This is a genomic window from Massilia sp. P2_C2, from assembly GCF_056404615.1.
Map to the genome: position 1 here is coordinate 1 of NZ_JBFUDR010000172.1, position 13,128 is coordinate 13,128.

At 66.5% G+C, this 13,128-nt stretch carries 16 protein-coding genes; 9 read left to right on the forward strand and 7 right to left on the reverse strand.

Translation table 11 applies throughout. The features are described 5' to 3' along the window. The 4 genes from AC1DYX_RS19040 to AC1DYX_RS19055 all read left to right on the forward strand — a co-directional run. Nucleotides 1-583, forward strand: a 583-nt coding sequence (locus AC1DYX_RS19040; RefSeq protein ID WP_477261641.1) for an alpha/beta fold hydrolase, incomplete at its 5' end; no start/stop codon positions are given. A gap of 176 nt (nucleotides 584-759) precedes the next feature. Next, nucleotides 760-1,314, forward strand: a complete 555-nt coding sequence (gene phaR, locus AC1DYX_RS19045) for a polyhydroxyalkanoate synthesis repressor PhaR (protein ID WP_477261642.1) — start codon at nucleotides 760-762, stop codon at nucleotides 1,312-1,314. 135 nt (nucleotides 1,315-1,449) lie between these two features. Next, a complete protein-coding gene (gene rimO / locus AC1DYX_RS19050; protein ID WP_477261645.1) occupies nucleotides 1,450-2,853 on the forward strand; it encodes a 30S ribosomal protein S12 methylthiotransferase RimO in 1,404 nt (467 codons plus the stop codon). Between the two features lie 34 nt (nucleotides 2,854-2,887). After that, nucleotides 2,888-4,051 (forward strand): cystathionine beta-lyase, encoded by a 1,164-nt coding sequence (locus AC1DYX_RS19055; protein WP_477261647.1) that lies wholly within the window; start codon nucleotides 2,888-2,890, stop codon nucleotides 4,049-4,051. 36 nt (nucleotides 4,052-4,087) lie between these two features. Here AC1DYX_RS19055 and AC1DYX_RS19060 read toward each other — a convergent pair whose 3' ends face one another. Together AC1DYX_RS19060 and trxC are read right to left on the reverse strand one after the other, a co-directional pair. Further along, entirely contained in the window at nucleotides 4,088-4,450 is a 363-nt protein-coding gene (locus AC1DYX_RS19060; RefSeq protein WP_477261649.1) for a DUF4870 family protein, read from the reverse strand. A 47-nt stretch (nucleotides 4,451-4,497) separates the two neighbouring features. Continuing rightward, complete coding sequence (gene trxC / locus AC1DYX_RS19065; protein ID WP_477261651.1) at nucleotides 4,498-4,941, reverse strand: thioredoxin TrxC; 444 nt, start codon at nucleotides 4,939-4,941, stop codon at nucleotides 4,498-4,500. A gap of 108 nt (nucleotides 4,942-5,049) precedes the next feature. Between trxC and AC1DYX_RS19070 the strand changes: the two genes are divergently transcribed. Genes AC1DYX_RS19070 through AC1DYX_RS19080 form a run of 3 tightly spaced genes read left to right on the forward strand, consistent with a single transcriptional unit; the run spans nucleotide 5,050 to nucleotide 7,025 of the window. Continuing rightward, the gene (locus AC1DYX_RS19070) at nucleotides 5,050-5,796 is read left to right on the forward strand and encodes a DUF72 domain-containing protein (protein ID WP_477261653.1); all 747 of its coding nucleotides are present in this window, start codon (nucleotides 5,050-5,052) and stop codon (nucleotides 5,794-5,796) included. Between the two features lie 3 nt (nucleotides 5,797-5,799). Continuing rightward, complete coding sequence (locus AC1DYX_RS19075; protein ID WP_477261655.1) at nucleotides 5,800-6,564, forward strand: Mut7-C RNAse domain-containing protein; 765 nt, start codon at nucleotides 5,800-5,802, stop codon at nucleotides 6,562-6,564. A gap of 47 nt (nucleotides 6,565-6,611) precedes the next feature. After that, complete coding sequence (locus AC1DYX_RS19080; protein WP_477261657.1) at nucleotides 6,612-7,025, forward strand: hypothetical protein; 414 nt, start codon at nucleotides 6,612-6,614, stop codon at nucleotides 7,023-7,025. A 13-nt stretch (nucleotides 7,026-7,038) separates the two neighbouring features. On the opposite strand, the gene AC1DYX_RS19085 is transcribed toward AC1DYX_RS19080, so the two are convergent. The 3 genes from AC1DYX_RS19085 to AC1DYX_RS19095 form a co-directional block, all read right to left on the reverse strand. After that, nucleotides 7,039-7,287, reverse strand: a complete 249-nt coding sequence (locus AC1DYX_RS19085; protein WP_477261659.1) for a hypothetical protein — start codon at nucleotides 7,285-7,287, stop codon at nucleotides 7,039-7,041. A 381-nt stretch (nucleotides 7,288-7,668) separates the two neighbouring features. After that, on the reverse strand, nucleotides 7,669-8,016 hold the full coding sequence (locus AC1DYX_RS19090) for a hypothetical protein (RefSeq protein WP_477261661.1): 348 nt from the start codon (nucleotides 8,014-8,016) through the stop codon (nucleotides 7,669-7,671). Nucleotides 8,017-8,071: 55 nt separating this feature from the next. Further along, complete coding sequence (locus AC1DYX_RS19095) at nucleotides 8,072-8,875, reverse strand: lipid II flippase Amj family protein (protein ID WP_477261663.1); 804 nt, start codon at nucleotides 8,873-8,875, stop codon at nucleotides 8,072-8,074. A gap of 157 nt (nucleotides 8,876-9,032) precedes the next feature. Between AC1DYX_RS19095 and AC1DYX_RS19100 the strand changes: the two genes are divergently transcribed. Together AC1DYX_RS19100 and AC1DYX_RS19105 are read left to right on the forward strand one after the other, a co-directional pair. Further along, nucleotides 9,033-10,172: a glycerate kinase gene (locus AC1DYX_RS19100; protein ID WP_477261665.1), complete on the forward strand. Its 1,140-nt coding sequence runs from the start codon at nucleotides 9,033-9,035 to the stop codon at nucleotides 10,170-10,172. Between the two features lie 49 nt (nucleotides 10,173-10,221). Then, complete coding sequence (locus AC1DYX_RS19105) at nucleotides 10,222-11,388, forward strand: aminotransferase class V-fold PLP-dependent enzyme (protein ID WP_477261667.1); 1,167 nt, start codon at nucleotides 10,222-10,224, stop codon at nucleotides 11,386-11,388. On the opposite strand, the gene AC1DYX_RS19110 is transcribed toward AC1DYX_RS19105, so the two are convergent. Together AC1DYX_RS19110 and AC1DYX_RS19115 are read right to left on the reverse strand one after the other, a co-directional pair. Further along, nucleotides 11,367-12,089 carry an ABC transporter ATP-binding protein gene (locus tag AC1DYX_RS19110; RefSeq protein ID WP_477261669.1) on the reverse strand — a complete coding sequence of 241 codons (723 nt, stop codon included), beginning with the start codon at nucleotides 12,087-12,089 and terminating at the stop codon, nucleotides 11,367-11,369. The genes AC1DYX_RS19105 and AC1DYX_RS19110 overlap by 22 nt on opposite strands. 17 nt (nucleotides 12,090-12,106) lie before the next feature. Further along, nucleotides 12,107-13,128: ABC transporter ATP-binding protein (locus tag AC1DYX_RS19115; RefSeq protein ID WP_477261671.1), on the reverse strand; the 1,022-nt coding region annotated here is incomplete at its 5' end.

Sequence of the window (13,128 nt, forward strand, 5' to 3'; positions counted from 1 at the left end):
GAACTATGTCCAGCAGAACTATCTGAAGGGCAAGACGCCGCCCGCGTTCGACTTGCTGTACTGGAACGCCGACAGCACGAACCTGCCGGGTCCGATGTACTGCTGGTATCTCCGCAATACCTATCTGGAAGACAAGCTCAAGGTGCCGGGCGCGCTGACGGTCGCCGGCGTCAAGGTCGACCTGGGGGCGATCGATTGCCCGACGTTCCTGTATGGTTCGAAAGAAGACCACATCGTGCCGTGGGAAGCCGCGTTTGCGTCGATGGGCCTGCTGAACCCGAAGAAGCCGAAGAACAACCGCTACGTGCTCGGCGCGTCGGGCCACATCGCCGGCGTGATCAACCCGGCGTCGAAGAACAAGCGCAGCTACTGGGTCAACGAGGGCGGCCGTACGCGTCCGAAGACCGCGGCCGAGTGGTTCGCCGGCGCCGTCGAGAAGAAGGGCAGCTGGTGGTCGGAGTGGGCGAAATTCCTGGCCGAATTCGGTGGCAACGACGTGCCGCCGCCCGCGCAGCCGGGCAATGGGCAGTATGCGCCGATCGAGCCGGCGCCCGGCCGTTATGTCAAGGCACGCGCCGACTAAGAGGAAGTAATGACCCTTGCGAATTGAATCATTCAGTTGCTCAGTGAATAATTGCTGCACCTGCGTTCGCAACGTGGTATTTTTAGCGAATATCCTCTTGGAATCGGAGACGCCGCGGGAGGTTCCCCGCGGTCGCCGCATAATAAATGCGCTACGGCGCAGTACATGGAAATGAGATGAGTAGTGTTAAGAAAAGCACTGAACGCCTGATCAAGAAATATCCGAATCGCCGGCTGTACGACACCCAGACCAGTTCTTACATCACCTTGTCGGACGTGAAGCAACTCGTCCTGGATTCGGACGAGTTCACGGTCGTCGACGCCAAGACGAATGAAGACCTGACGCGCAGCATCCTCCTGCAGATCATTCTCGAAGAGGAAGCGCATGGCGTGCCGATGTTCTCGAGTGGCGTGCTGTCCCAGATCATCCGTTACTATGGCCACGCGATGCAGGGCATGATGGGGTCTTACCTGGAAAAGAACGTGCAAGCGTTCACGGACATCCAGAACAAGTTCGTCGGCTCGGCCACGGGCGCGCTGGAAGGCAAGCCGTTCAGCACCGAGATGTGGACCCAGTTCATGAACATCCAGGGCCCGATGATGCAGGGCATGATGAACAACTACATCGACCAGAGCAAGAATCTGTTCCTGCAGATGCAGGAGCAGATGCAGAACCAGAGCAAGGCGATGTTCGGTGCGTTCCCGTTCGTGACGCCGCCGGAAAAGAAGTAACGCCGTCCCGTGCCGGCGCGCATCGCCGCGTCGGCGGTGCGCGTGCGCGCGTGCGGCATTTTAGTCCCGCCGATTTCCCTGTCCCCCGGGTTCCTGTACAATCGCGGATTGCCCAGAATTCGCCGCAATCCGACAATGCAAGAACTCCGCCGTAATCCCCTCCCTGCCACTGCCGACGCCGCCGGTAGCACGACGCCTCCAAAGGTTGGTTTCGTCTCGCTCGGCTGCCCGAAGGCCCTCGTCGACTCCGAACAAATCCTCACGCAGCTGCGCGCGGAAGGTTATGAGACGGCCAAGTCGTATGCCGGCGCGGACCTCGTGATCGTCAACACGTGCGGCTTCATCGACGCGGCCGTGCAGGAATCGCTGGATGCGATCGGCGAGGCACTGGCGGAAAACGGCAAGGTCATCGTTACCGGCTGCCTCGGCGCCAAGAAGGATGCGGAAGGCGGCGACATCATCACCAAGGTGCACCCGAAGGTGCTCGCCGTGACCGGTCCGCACGCCGTGGCCGAGGTAATGGAATCCGTACACACGCACCTGCCCAAGCCGCACGACCCGTTCATCGACCTCGTGCCGGACCACGGCGTCAAGCTCACGCCGAAGCACTACGCCTACCTGAAGATCTCGGAAGGCTGCAACCACCGCTGCAGCTTCTGCATCATCCCGTCGATGCGCGGCGACCTCGTGTCGCGTCCCATCCACGACGTGCTGCAGGAAGCGGAGAACCTGTTCAAGGCCGGCGTCAAGGAACTCCTCGTGATCTCGCAGGACACGAGCGCCTACGGCGTGGACGTCAAGTTCCGAACCGGCTTCTGGAACGGCCGCCCCGTCAAGACGCACATGACGCAGCTGACGGAAGCCCTCGGCCAGATGGCGAAGCAGTATGGCGCGTGGGTGCGCCTGCACTACGTCTATCCGTACCCGCACGTGGACCAGGTGATCCCGTTCATGGGAGAGAATGTCGTGCCTTACCTCGACATCCCGCTGCAGCACGCCCACCCGGACGTCCTGAAGCGCATGAAGCGCCCGGCCAGCGGCGAAAAGAACCTGGACCGCATCCAGGCCTGGCGCAAGATGAACCCGGACCTCACGATCCGCTCGACGTTCATCGCCGGCTTCCCGGGCGAGACGGAAGAAGAATTCGAATACCTGCTGGACTTCCTGCGCGAGGCGCAGATCGACCGCCTGGGCTGCTTCGCCTACTCGCCGGTCGAAGGCGCGACCGCCAACGAACTGGCCAATCCGGTGCCGGAAGCCGTGCGCGAGGAACGCCGCGCGCGCGTGATGCTGCTGCAGGAAGAGATTTCGCTGAAGCGCATGCAGGCCAAGGTCGGCAAGACGATCCGCGTGCTCGTCGACGAAGTGGGGCCGCGCGAGGCGGTCGGCCGTTCGGCTGCCGACGCCCCGGAAATCGACGGCGTCGTCCACATCAAGCGCGCCCTCACGCCGGGCAAGGCCAAGCCGGCCGTCGGCGAATTCATCGACGTGGTCGTGACGAAGGCGGATGCGCACGACCTGTGGGCGACCGTCGCCTGACGCAGACGTCGATACCGATGCGCGAGGTGCCGACGTGACGAAGAAGTCCATCGAGACGACGCTGACGCACAGCGACTACCAGCCGCCGGAAGGTTTCGCCGCGTACCCGACGGCGATCCACCACGCTTCCACGGTGCTGTTCAAGGACGTGGCGAGCATGCGCGCCGGCGACTGGCGCACCAAGAAGGGTTATACCTACGGCCTGCACGGCACGCCGACGACGTTCACGCTGGAAGCGCGCCTGGCCGCCATCGAAGGCGGCGAGCACTGCCTGCTGGCGCCGTCCGGCCTCGCCGCCATTTCGATGATCCTGCTGGCGCTGCTCAAGGCCGGCGACGACGTCCTGCTGCCCGATAACGTGTACAACCCCACGCGCGAGCTGGGCCGCTGGCTGGCGCACGACTTCGGCGTCACGGCGCGCTTTTACGATCCGCTGGTGGGCGCGGGCATCGGGGAGCTCATTCAACCGAACACGAAGCTGGTCTGGACCGAGGCGCCGGGTTCCGTGTCGATGGAAGTGCCGGACCTGCCCGCGATCTGCGCAGCGGCGCAGGCGCGTGGCGTGCCCGTCGCGCTGGACAACACGTGGGCCGCCGGCCTCGCGCTGCGCGGCTTCGACGTCGGCGCGGACATCGTCATGCAGGCGCTGACGAAATACCAGTCGGGCGGCTCGGACGTGCTGATGGGCGCCGTGATCACGCGCGATGCTGCTCTCAACGACCGCATCGCCATGTCGCATATGCGCCTCGGGATGGGCGTGGGGGCGGACGATGTCTACCTCGTGCTGCGCGGCCTGGAAACGATGAAGCTGCGCTTCGATGCGCACGATGCGGCCGCGCGCACGGTGGCGGCCTGGCTCAAGGGGCGGCCCGAGATCGCGAAGGTGCTGCACCCGGCGTTCGAGGATTGCCCGGGCCACGACGTGTGGCAGCGCGATTTCAGCGGGGCCGGCGGGCTGTTCTCCGTCGTCTTCGATGCGCGCTACAGCGGGGAGCAGGTCGACCGCTTCGTCGATGCCCTGGAACTGTTCGGCATCGGCTACAGCTGGGGCGGGACGCACAGCCTCGCCGTGCCGTACCGCATGCAGGGGATGCGGCGCAGCTGGACGGAGGCGGGCGCGCTCGTCCGGTTCAATATCGGGCTCGAAGGGCCGGATGACCTCATTGCCGATATCGAGCAGGCGCTCGGCAAGCTCTGAATGGTGGGCACCCCGTGCCCACCAAACCGGCATCAATCACACCGGCATCGCCTTGTTGTTGTTCAGGTCGAGAAACCCTCGAATGATCCGATACGCCATCCACACCCACGCACCGGCGCCGACGAGCCAGGCCAGCGGAATGCCGATGATGGTAATGGCGAGAAATACTGCCACCGCCATCCACAGCACATAGAACCAGAACGACCGGATCATCCACGTGTGGTGGCTATATACCATCGTGCCGGCCGTCTCCGGCCGGCGGATGTAGTTGACGATGAGCACCAGAATCGACAGCGTGCCGAGCGAAAAGAAAAAGGTGAGCGCGTGCGCCACGTACAGGATGCGCGCGAACTGCTTCGCATCCTCGAGGCCGCGTTCGTGGACGAGTTCCTGGGCCATATCTTCTCCGGGGTGTCAGGTTGCCTGGACGATAACAGATTCGCGCATCACGCGGCGCGCATGGCCTGTTGCGCCCAGGCGACCAGGCGGTTCGCATCCATCGCCCCGGCCTGGCTTGCGATCTCGCGTCCGCCCTGGAACAGCGCGATCGTCGGGATGCTGCGGATGCCGTAGCGGGCGGCGAGGTCTTGTGACGCTTCCGTGTCGACCTTCAGCAGGCGGAAGTGCGGCTCCAGCCGGCTGGCGGCCTGGGCATAGGCGGGTGCCATCATGCGACAGGGGCCRCACCACGCGGCCCAGAAATCGACGAGGACGGGGATGTCGTTGCGCGTGACGTGTTTGTCGAAGCGGGACGTGTCGACGTCGGTGGGCTGGGCCGTGAACAGCGCCCGCGCGCATTTGCCGCAGACTGGCCGGTCGGCCAGGCGCTCGCGCGCGACGCGGTTGACGGCGTCGCAGTGCGGACAGACGATGTGCAGGGATTCGGCCATGGTTCCTCCTGTTCGGGTTCGTGATGATACTGCGCGGCGGCGCGTGCGCCGTCCGTCATGCCGTTCGGCATAGAATCGGATGCCGGGCATTGCCCTACGTGGGTCCAGATGAGCGAATTGCAATCCTTACCGAATGGCCGGCCCCTGATCGGCTGCGCGGGCTGGGGCATCTCGAAGGAGGCCGCGGCCGCGTTTCCCGCCGAAGGCAGCCATCTCGAGCGCTACGCGGCCGTGTTTCCGGCCGTCGAGATCAATTCGTCGTTCTACCGGCCGCACCAGCCGCAGACATATGCCCGCTGGGCCGCCAGCGTGCCGGATGCATTCCGCTTTTCCGTCAAGCTGCCGAAGGCGATCACGCACGAGGCGAAGTTGCGCGACGCGGACGACCTGCTCGACCGCTTCGCGCGCGAGGCCGGCGAACTGGGACATAAGCTCGGCTGCGTGCTCATCCAGTTGCCGCCCAGCGGCGTGTTCGATGCCGGGGTTGTCGCGGACTTCCTGGCGCGTCTGCGCGCGCGCCTTCCCTGCATGCTCACGCTGGAAGGCCGCCATCCGACGTGGTTCGGGGAGATGGCGACCGCGTTGCTGCGCGAGCATGGCGTCACGCGCGTCGTCGCGGATCCGCCGGCCGGCCAGCCGGGCCCGCACGTGCCGACGACGGAGGCCACCTATATCCGCCTGCACGGCACGCCGCGCATCTATTACTCGGCCTATCCGCCGGAATTCCTGCGCGAGGTCGAGCAGCGGATCGCGGCCATGGCGCGGCCCGGCGCCTCTCTCTGGTGCATCTTCGATAACACGGCCGAAGGGCATGCCGTGCCGAATGCGCTGGAGGTCCTGCGTGGGGTGGGATGAACGATGGTCACCGCGACCTTCCGCTTCTACGGCGAACTGAACGACTTCCTCGCGCGCGAGCGGCGCGGCCGGGCGTTCGCGACGCCGTGCGCGCGGGCGGCCACCACGAAGCACATGGTCGAGGCGCTCGGCGTGCCGCACACGGAGGTCGAGCTGGTCATCGTCAACGGCGCGCCGACGGGGCTCGACGACCTCCTGGAAGACGGTGACCGCGTCGCCGTCTATCCGCGCTTCACCACCTTGGACGTGGCCGACGTCGYGCGGCTGGACCAGCGTCCGCCGGGCCGCGTGCGCTTTGTCGCGGACGCCCACCTCGGCGGCCTCGCAAGGCTGTTGAGAATGGCGGGGTTCGACACGATCTACCGCAATACCCTGCATGATGCCGAGATCGAGGCGATTGCACTGGACGAGGGCCGGGTCGTGCTCACGCGCGACCGCGAACTGCTCAAGCGCCGCGGCATCGGGTACGGCTGCTATGTGCGCGCGCTGAAGGCGGAAGCGCAGCTGCGCGAGGTGGTCGAGCGTTTCGGCCTGGCCGAGCGCATGCGCCCGTTCACGCGGTGCCTGTCCTGCAATGCACCGTTGCGGCCGGTTGCGAAAGCGGACGTACTGGACCGGCTGCCGCCCCGCGTCGCGGCGATCCAGATTGAGTTCAGCACGTGCGACTGCTGCCACGGCGTGTTCTGGAAGGGCTCGCACTGGCAGCGCATGGCGGGCGTGCTCGACACCGTCCTTGCGCCAGTCGAGTCCGCTGAGGCGCCAGATTGATATACACTATTTTTCCCGGACGAGACATCCGTTGACAGCGTGAGCCCATGTTGCAACAAGTATCGATACCCATCCGCACCGAATGCCCCCCTGGCGCCTGCGTCTGCGAGCGCGAGATACTGCTGGCCGATCCGGACGCCGACCTGCGCCCGCTGCGGCTCACGCGCACGGAGGAGCAGCGGCTGCTCGAGCGGATCGGCGCCGTCGGCAGCTTCGCCGAGCTGAAGCGCCTGCAGGACCGGATCCGCGCCAACCTCGGCGTGGAACTGCGCATCACGCCCGGCCCGAACGAGGTGCGCACCCTGCGCGGCATCCTGATCGTGCTGGAAGACCGACCTGGCCTGTGCAAGAAGGTGCGCCAGTCCGTGCCGGCCGCCGTGCGCAAGATGCTCGAGCGGCATCCCGAGATCACCTACGCGATCCTCGACGCGCACGACCTGTTCGGGGCGCACGGGGCCTGAAGCGGCCCGGCGCTCAGCGCTGCGCGAACGAGGCGGAGGTGATCACGACCTCGGCCAGGCCCCTGTCCGGAACGTAGCGCAACGTCATGTCGTTGTCGTCGTTGCCGCGGCTGAACTCAATCGTCATGTTGCCGTCGCCTGAAACGAATTTTCTCGGTGAAATGGCGAGGAGCCGCAGGGGGCTGTTGCGGTTGATGACGACATCCACGTGGCGCATGTCGGGCCGCACGTCGACGGACCAGCCGTTCGACATCTCGTACATGCCCGCGATCTGCCGGGCCTGCTCGTTCCTGAGCCGGTAGGGCCGTCGACGGGCTTGACCTCGACGACGGCGATCGACGCGGGGTCGGGCTCGCTGGGCTGCAGTGCTTGCGCATGCGTGCTGGACGCGAGCAAGAGCAAGGCTGGGAAAAACAGCAGGGGTGAGAGGCGCATGATCTTTCCTTCACGAAGCGCAAACAGACTTCGGTCAGGCATCGCGCCGCAACGGCACGCTGTCCGCCGCCGGTATGCCGCAACGCCGGCGCGTCCGGCGTGCAGTCATCCCAGTCCAGGGCGGAGGCCGCCAACCGCAAGGCAGTCGGCGGACGTATCACGAAACAATCTCATTTTGCCGGGGACCAGATTGGCCGGGAATGACGAATTACTCGTCGAAATCCTCGGCCAGGTTTTTCCACCCCTTGCTTTTCGCAAACGGTGCAAACTCCTCGGGCGCCTCGAGCGCGATGAGGCGGCTCTCCTGCAGGCCGGGATCGCTGTGCCCGAAGTCCGGTCCCTTGTAGCCGACGGCGCGCAGCCGGTCGATGATGGCGCGCACGAGGACGGGATCCTTGTAAGCGCCGGGCTCGAGCCGGTTCTTGAACTCGACGTACACGTCGATGATCCCGTAACCCTCGTCGAAGATGCGGATCGCCTTCACGTCGAGGGTACGGCCGTTGCCGTCCCTGGCCTGGAATGGGCCGGACAGCTCGATGTCGGAATCGGTAGTCATGGGCGGAGGATACCACTTCCGGACTTGCGCCGTTGCGTAGGGCTGCCTGGGCGGGTCAAATGACACGGGCCACGGACACGATCAGCATGGCTGCCGGCACCAGCAGCACTTGCGCCGCAACCGTACCTGCCAGCCGGCTTCCGACCAGCCAGACGATGGCCTTCCTGAACTTGCTTTCCGAGACCTTGCCTTCGACGACATCGTCCGTCATTCCCGACATATGCGGGTCGATGAACATGGCCATCATGATGGTCGCACCGCCATTGATGATCGACGAGAGCGTGCTGGAGGTCACGCGGACCGATGGGTCGAGGACACCCGCATACAGCGCGGCGAACACACCGACCGTCCAGAGTGCCGTGGCGCCGACATTCAGCAGCGTGAGCCGGCCGGACACGCCATGTCCCGACCGGACGTCGGTCATGTTGCGTGCGGCCGGCATGCTGGCGACGTCGCGTACGTAAGACAATCCGCCCTTGAAGAATCCATGCAGGATCAGTTTGGGAATCGAGCGATGCGCCTGGAAATGCAATACCGCCCGGCAGAATACGCGTTGGAACGTCGGAATCAGCAATGCACCCGCCACCGTCGCAAGACTGGCCGACACGAGCAGCCAGCGAAAATCGCCGAGCAGCGGACCGCTGGCGACAGCGTCCAGGCCGGTCTCTACGCGTTTCGCCAGGAATGGGCCGAGGAACGAATTCGACGTCCGCGACACCAGCGTGAGAATACCGAACAGGGCCAGCGACACGGCGATGCGTTTGGTCCGCACGCCAGCGATCCGTACCGAGTACGCGAGCGTGCCGATCAGGTGAATGACGAACGTCAGGAAGCAAATGAAGAGGAGTTGCGTATCCACGTCTCGGTGTACGGCAAAAGGCTGGGGAGGCGACAGCGTGCCTGAGTCGACGTATGATGTCAATACGTCAACGGATGGCTGTTCTTGCCTTCACAGCGCTTCGGCGCTTTCGTCCGGCGTCGTATATCCTTGCACGCATCGACATCAAGGATAAACCATGAAAATCGTCATCGCCCCCGATTCGTTCAAGGAAAGCCTGACCGCGCTGCAGGTCGCCACGGCCATCGAAGCCGGCATGCGCGAAGTCTGGCCCGACGCGACGTATGTGAAGGTGCCCGTGGCCGACGGCGGCGAAGGTACCGTGCAGGCGCTCATCGATGCGCTGGACGGCCGCCGCGTGACCGCCCGCGTGACCGGGCCGCTGGGCCAGGCCGTGGATGCGTTCTACGGTCGCGCGGGCGACCTTGCCGTCATCGAGATGGCGGCCGCCAGCGGGCTGGAAGGCGTGCCGCCCGACCTGCGCGATCCGCGCACGGCCACGAGCCGCGGCACGGGTGACCTGATCCTGGCCGCGCTCGACGCCGGCGCGCGCCGTTTCGTGCTGGGCGTGGGCGGCAGCGCGACAAACGACGGCGGCGCCGGCWTGCTGCAGGCGCTGGGGGTGCGCCTGCTGGACGCAGCCGGCCATGACATCGGCCCCGGCGGCGCGGCACTGACGCGCCTCGACCGGATCGACGCGGCCGGGCTCGATGCGCGCGTGCGCGAGGCGGAATTCAGGATCGCGTGCGACGTCGACAACCCGCTCGTCGGCCCGCGCGGCGCGTCGTTTGTCTTCGGGCCGCAGAAGGGTGCGACGCCGGCGATGGTCGCGCAGCTCGACGGCGCCCTCGCGCACTACGCCGACATCATCCGGCGCGACGTCGGCCAGGACATTGCGCAGCTGCCCGGCGCGGGCGCGGGCGGCGGCATCGCGGCGGCCATGGTCGTGTTCCTGCATGGTGAACTGCGGCCCGGCATCGAGATCGTGACGGAAGCCGTCGGGCTGGACGACATCGTGCGCGACGCCGACCTCGTCGTGACGGGCGAAGGCCGCATCGATGGCCAGACCGTGAACGGCAAGACGCCGATGGGCGTGGCACGCGTCGCGCGCCGCCACGACAAGCCCGTCGTCGCCATCGGCGGCAGCCTGGCGGCGGATGCGGACGCGGTACACGCGCACGGTATCGACGTCGTGGCGGCCGCCGTCGCGCGGCCTTGTTCGGTGGCCGAGGCCCTGTCTGCGGCCGAGCCCAACCTGCGTCGCGCCGCACGCAATCTCGCCGCTGCGCTGGCGCTGGGGAGACGCCTGCGCGCGTGAGCGGGTCGGGATATGATGTCGGTTGCACAACCCTGACAAGGAGCCCGTTTTGGCCGACATCCTTCCCGACGACGAATCGTTCTGGTCGACCATAAGCCGCCAGTACACGCGGTCGCCCGACTTCATCAACCTGGAGAACGGCTTCTTCGGCATGCCGGCCGATCCCGTGCGCGCGGCGCTGCGACGCTATCAGGATGAGGTCGACCGCGAGAACGCTTTTTTCCTGCGCAYGCGTTGGCCCGCCCGGCTTGACCGCGTGAAGGAACTGCTGGCGGCGTTCACCGGCGTGRCCCCCGATGAACTGCTGATCACGCGCAGCGCCGTCGAGTCGCTGAACATCCTGCTGCTGGGTTATCCGTTCGTGGCCGGCGACGCGATCGTGATGGCGCGTCACGATTACGACAGCAGCCACGACATCGTGCGGATGGTGGCGGAACGCAAGGGCTTGACCGTCGTGCAGGTCGACGTGCCTTACGATCTCGAAGACGAGGACGCCATCGCGGCGCTGTACGCGGACGCGATCACACCGCGCACGCGCGTCCTGCTCGTCACGCACATCGTGCACCGCACGGGCCGCATCATGCCGGTGGCGCGGCTGACCGCGCTGGCACGCGAGCGCGGCATCGATGCTGTCGTCGACGGCGCCCACGCGCTCGCGCACCTGGACTACACGATCCCGCAACTGGGCGCGCCGTTTGCCGCGTTCAACCTGCACAAGTGGGTCGGCGCGCCGCTGGGCACGGGCCTGCTGTACATTGCGCGCGACCGCATCGCGGATGTCGCGCCGCTGTACGGCGACGTCTCTTACGCGCGCGCCAACATCGACAAGCTGGGGCATGTGGGTGCGATTCCGCCTGCGCCGATCATGGCGGTCGAGGATGCGCTTGCGTTTCACGCCGCGATCGGCTCGCGTAACAAGGAGGCCCGCCTGCGCTGGCTCGCACGGCGCTGGATGGAGCAGATGGTGGATGTGCCGGGCGTACGCCTCTACACGCCCCGCGATCCGCGGCTGCACTGCGCGCTGGGCGCGTTCGGCATCGAAGGGGTGCCGGCGGCGGAAGTCGTGCGCCGGCTGATGGATGAGCACCGCATCTTCACCGTGGTCAGGAAGTTCGGCGACGGTGAATGCGTGCGCGTCACGCCGCACCTGTACACCGGACCGGAAGACCTCGACGCGCTGGCGGCGGCGATCCGTCAGTGCGCGCCGCCGAGGTAGGCCGCGACGACTTTCGGATCGTTGCGCAGGCTCGCGGCCGGCCCGTGCACGGCGATGCTGCCGTTCTCCAGCACGTAGCCGTAGTCGGCCACGTTCAGCGCGGCCTGGGCGAACTGTTCGACGAGCAGCATCGTGACGCCTTCCGCCTTCAGGCGCGCGATGATGCGGAAGACCTCGTCGACGAGGATCGGCGCGAGGCCCATCGACGGCTCGTCCAGCAGCACGACGTCGGGATTCAGCATGACGGCGCGCGCCATCGCCAGCATCTGCTGCTCCCCGCCGGACAGGGTGCCCGCCAGTTGCGTGCGTCTTTCCTTCAGCCGGGGGAACAGGTCGAGCGCCCGTTCCAGGTCGTGCTGGACGTCGCCCTTCGGCCGTGCCCGCGTGAACCTCGGGAAGGCACCCAGCAGCAGGTTGTCCATCACGGTCATCGTCGCGAACACGCGCCGGCCTTCCGGCGAGTGCGCCAGGCCGGCGCGCGCGATGCGGTGCGAATCCATGCCCGTGATGTCGCGGCCGGCCAACAGCACCGTGCCGCCGCGCGGCTTGAGCATGCCGGAGATGGCGCGCATGGTCGTCGTCTTGCCGGCGCCGTTGGAACCGATCAGCGTGACGAGCTTGCCCTTCGGGACTTCCAGCGAGATCCCGTGCAATACCTCGACCTTGCCATAGGCGGCGTGCAGGTTGTCGATCTTGAGCATGCGGTCTCCTCGTGTCCTCAAACGGCGGCGGTGGACGCGGCGGGTTCGACCGCGCCGCCCAGGTAGGCTTCGATCACGCGCGGGTCGGACTGCACCCGCGCCGGCGTGCCCTCGGCGATCTTCTGGCCGAAATCGAGCACGGTGACGGTGTCGGAAATCGACATCACCACGTCCATGTGGTGCTCGATCAGGACGATCGTGATGCCGTGGTCGCGGATCTTGCGGATGATGGCCATCAGTTCGCGGATGTCCGGCGCCGTCAGGCCCGCGGCCGGTTCGTCCAGCAGCAGCAGGCGCGGATCGAGCGCCAGCGCGCGGCCGATCTCCAGCAGGCGCTGCTTGCCGTACGGGAGATTGCGCGCTTCCTCGTCCGCCAGGTCGGCGAGGCCGACGAAACCCAGGATCGCGGCCGCGCGCGCCCGCGCCGCCAGTTCCTCGCGCCGGCGCCGCGGCGTGTGCAGCATGGCGTCGAACACGTTCGAGCGGAAGCTGTGATGCAGGCCGACGAGGACGTTCTCCGTCGCCGTCATCTCGCCGAACAGCTGCACGTTCTGGAACGTGCGGGCGATGCCACCCAGCGCGATCTGTGCCGGCGTGCGTCCCGTGATGCCGGCACCCGCGAAGACCACGCGGCCCGCGGTCGGTTTGTAGATGCCGGTCAGGACGTTCATCATCGTGCTCTTGCCCGAGCCGTTCGGCCCGATCAGGCCGTGCACGCTGCCGCGCGCCACCGCCAGGTCGACCTGGTTCAGCGCCTTCAGGCCGCCGAACTGCATCAGCACCTGCTCCACCTTCAGCAGTTCGCCGCCCGTGTTGTCGGCGGAAGGTACGCCCGCGAACGGATCGGCGCCGTCGTCCGCCAGCGCGCGCGCATGCTGGCGGCCGCGCCCGAGCAGGCCGCGCAGGAAGCCCACGATGCCTTCCTGCAGGTAGTAGACGACGAACAGCGTCATCAGACCGAAGATGGTCAGGCGCCAGTCGACCATGCTCTGGAGTTTGTACGAGACGACGGCCAGCGCCAGCGTGGCCAGCACGGGCA

What these genes read in the sequence shown, in the direction of transcription:
- AC1DYX_RS19060 (WP_477261649.1), bottom strand. Translation starts at nt 4,450, where the DNA reads ATGGCCCAGGAACTCGTCCACGAACGCGGCCTCGAGGATGCGAAGCAG.
- AC1DYX_RS19085 (WP_477261659.1), bottom strand. Translation starts at nt 7,287, where the DNA reads ATGTACGAGATGTCGAACGGCTGGTCCGTCGACGTGCGGCCCGACATG.
- AC1DYX_RS19110 (WP_477261669.1), bottom strand. Translation starts at nt 12,089, where the DNA reads ATGCTCAAGATCGACAACCTGCACGCCGCCTATGGCAAGGTCGAGGTA.
- rimO (WP_477261645.1), top strand. Translation starts at nt 1,450, where the DNA reads ATGCAAGAACTCCGCCGTAATCCCCTCCCTGCCACTGCCGACGCCGCC.
- AC1DYX_RS19080 (WP_477261657.1), top strand. Translation starts at nt 6,612, where the DNA reads ATGTTGCAACAAGTATCGATACCCATCCGCACCGAATGCCCCCCTGGC.
- AC1DYX_RS19090 (WP_477261661.1), bottom strand. Translation starts at nt 8,016, where the DNA reads ATGACTACCGATTCCGACATCGAGCTGTCCGGCCCATTCCAGGCCAGG.
- AC1DYX_RS19070 (WP_477261653.1), top strand. Translation starts at nt 5,050, where the DNA reads ATGAGCGAATTGCAATCCTTACCGAATGGCCGGCCCCTGATCGGCTGC.
- phaR (WP_477261642.1), top strand. Translation starts at nt 760, where the DNA reads ATGAGTAGTGTTAAGAAAAGCACTGAACGCCTGATCAAGAAATATCCG.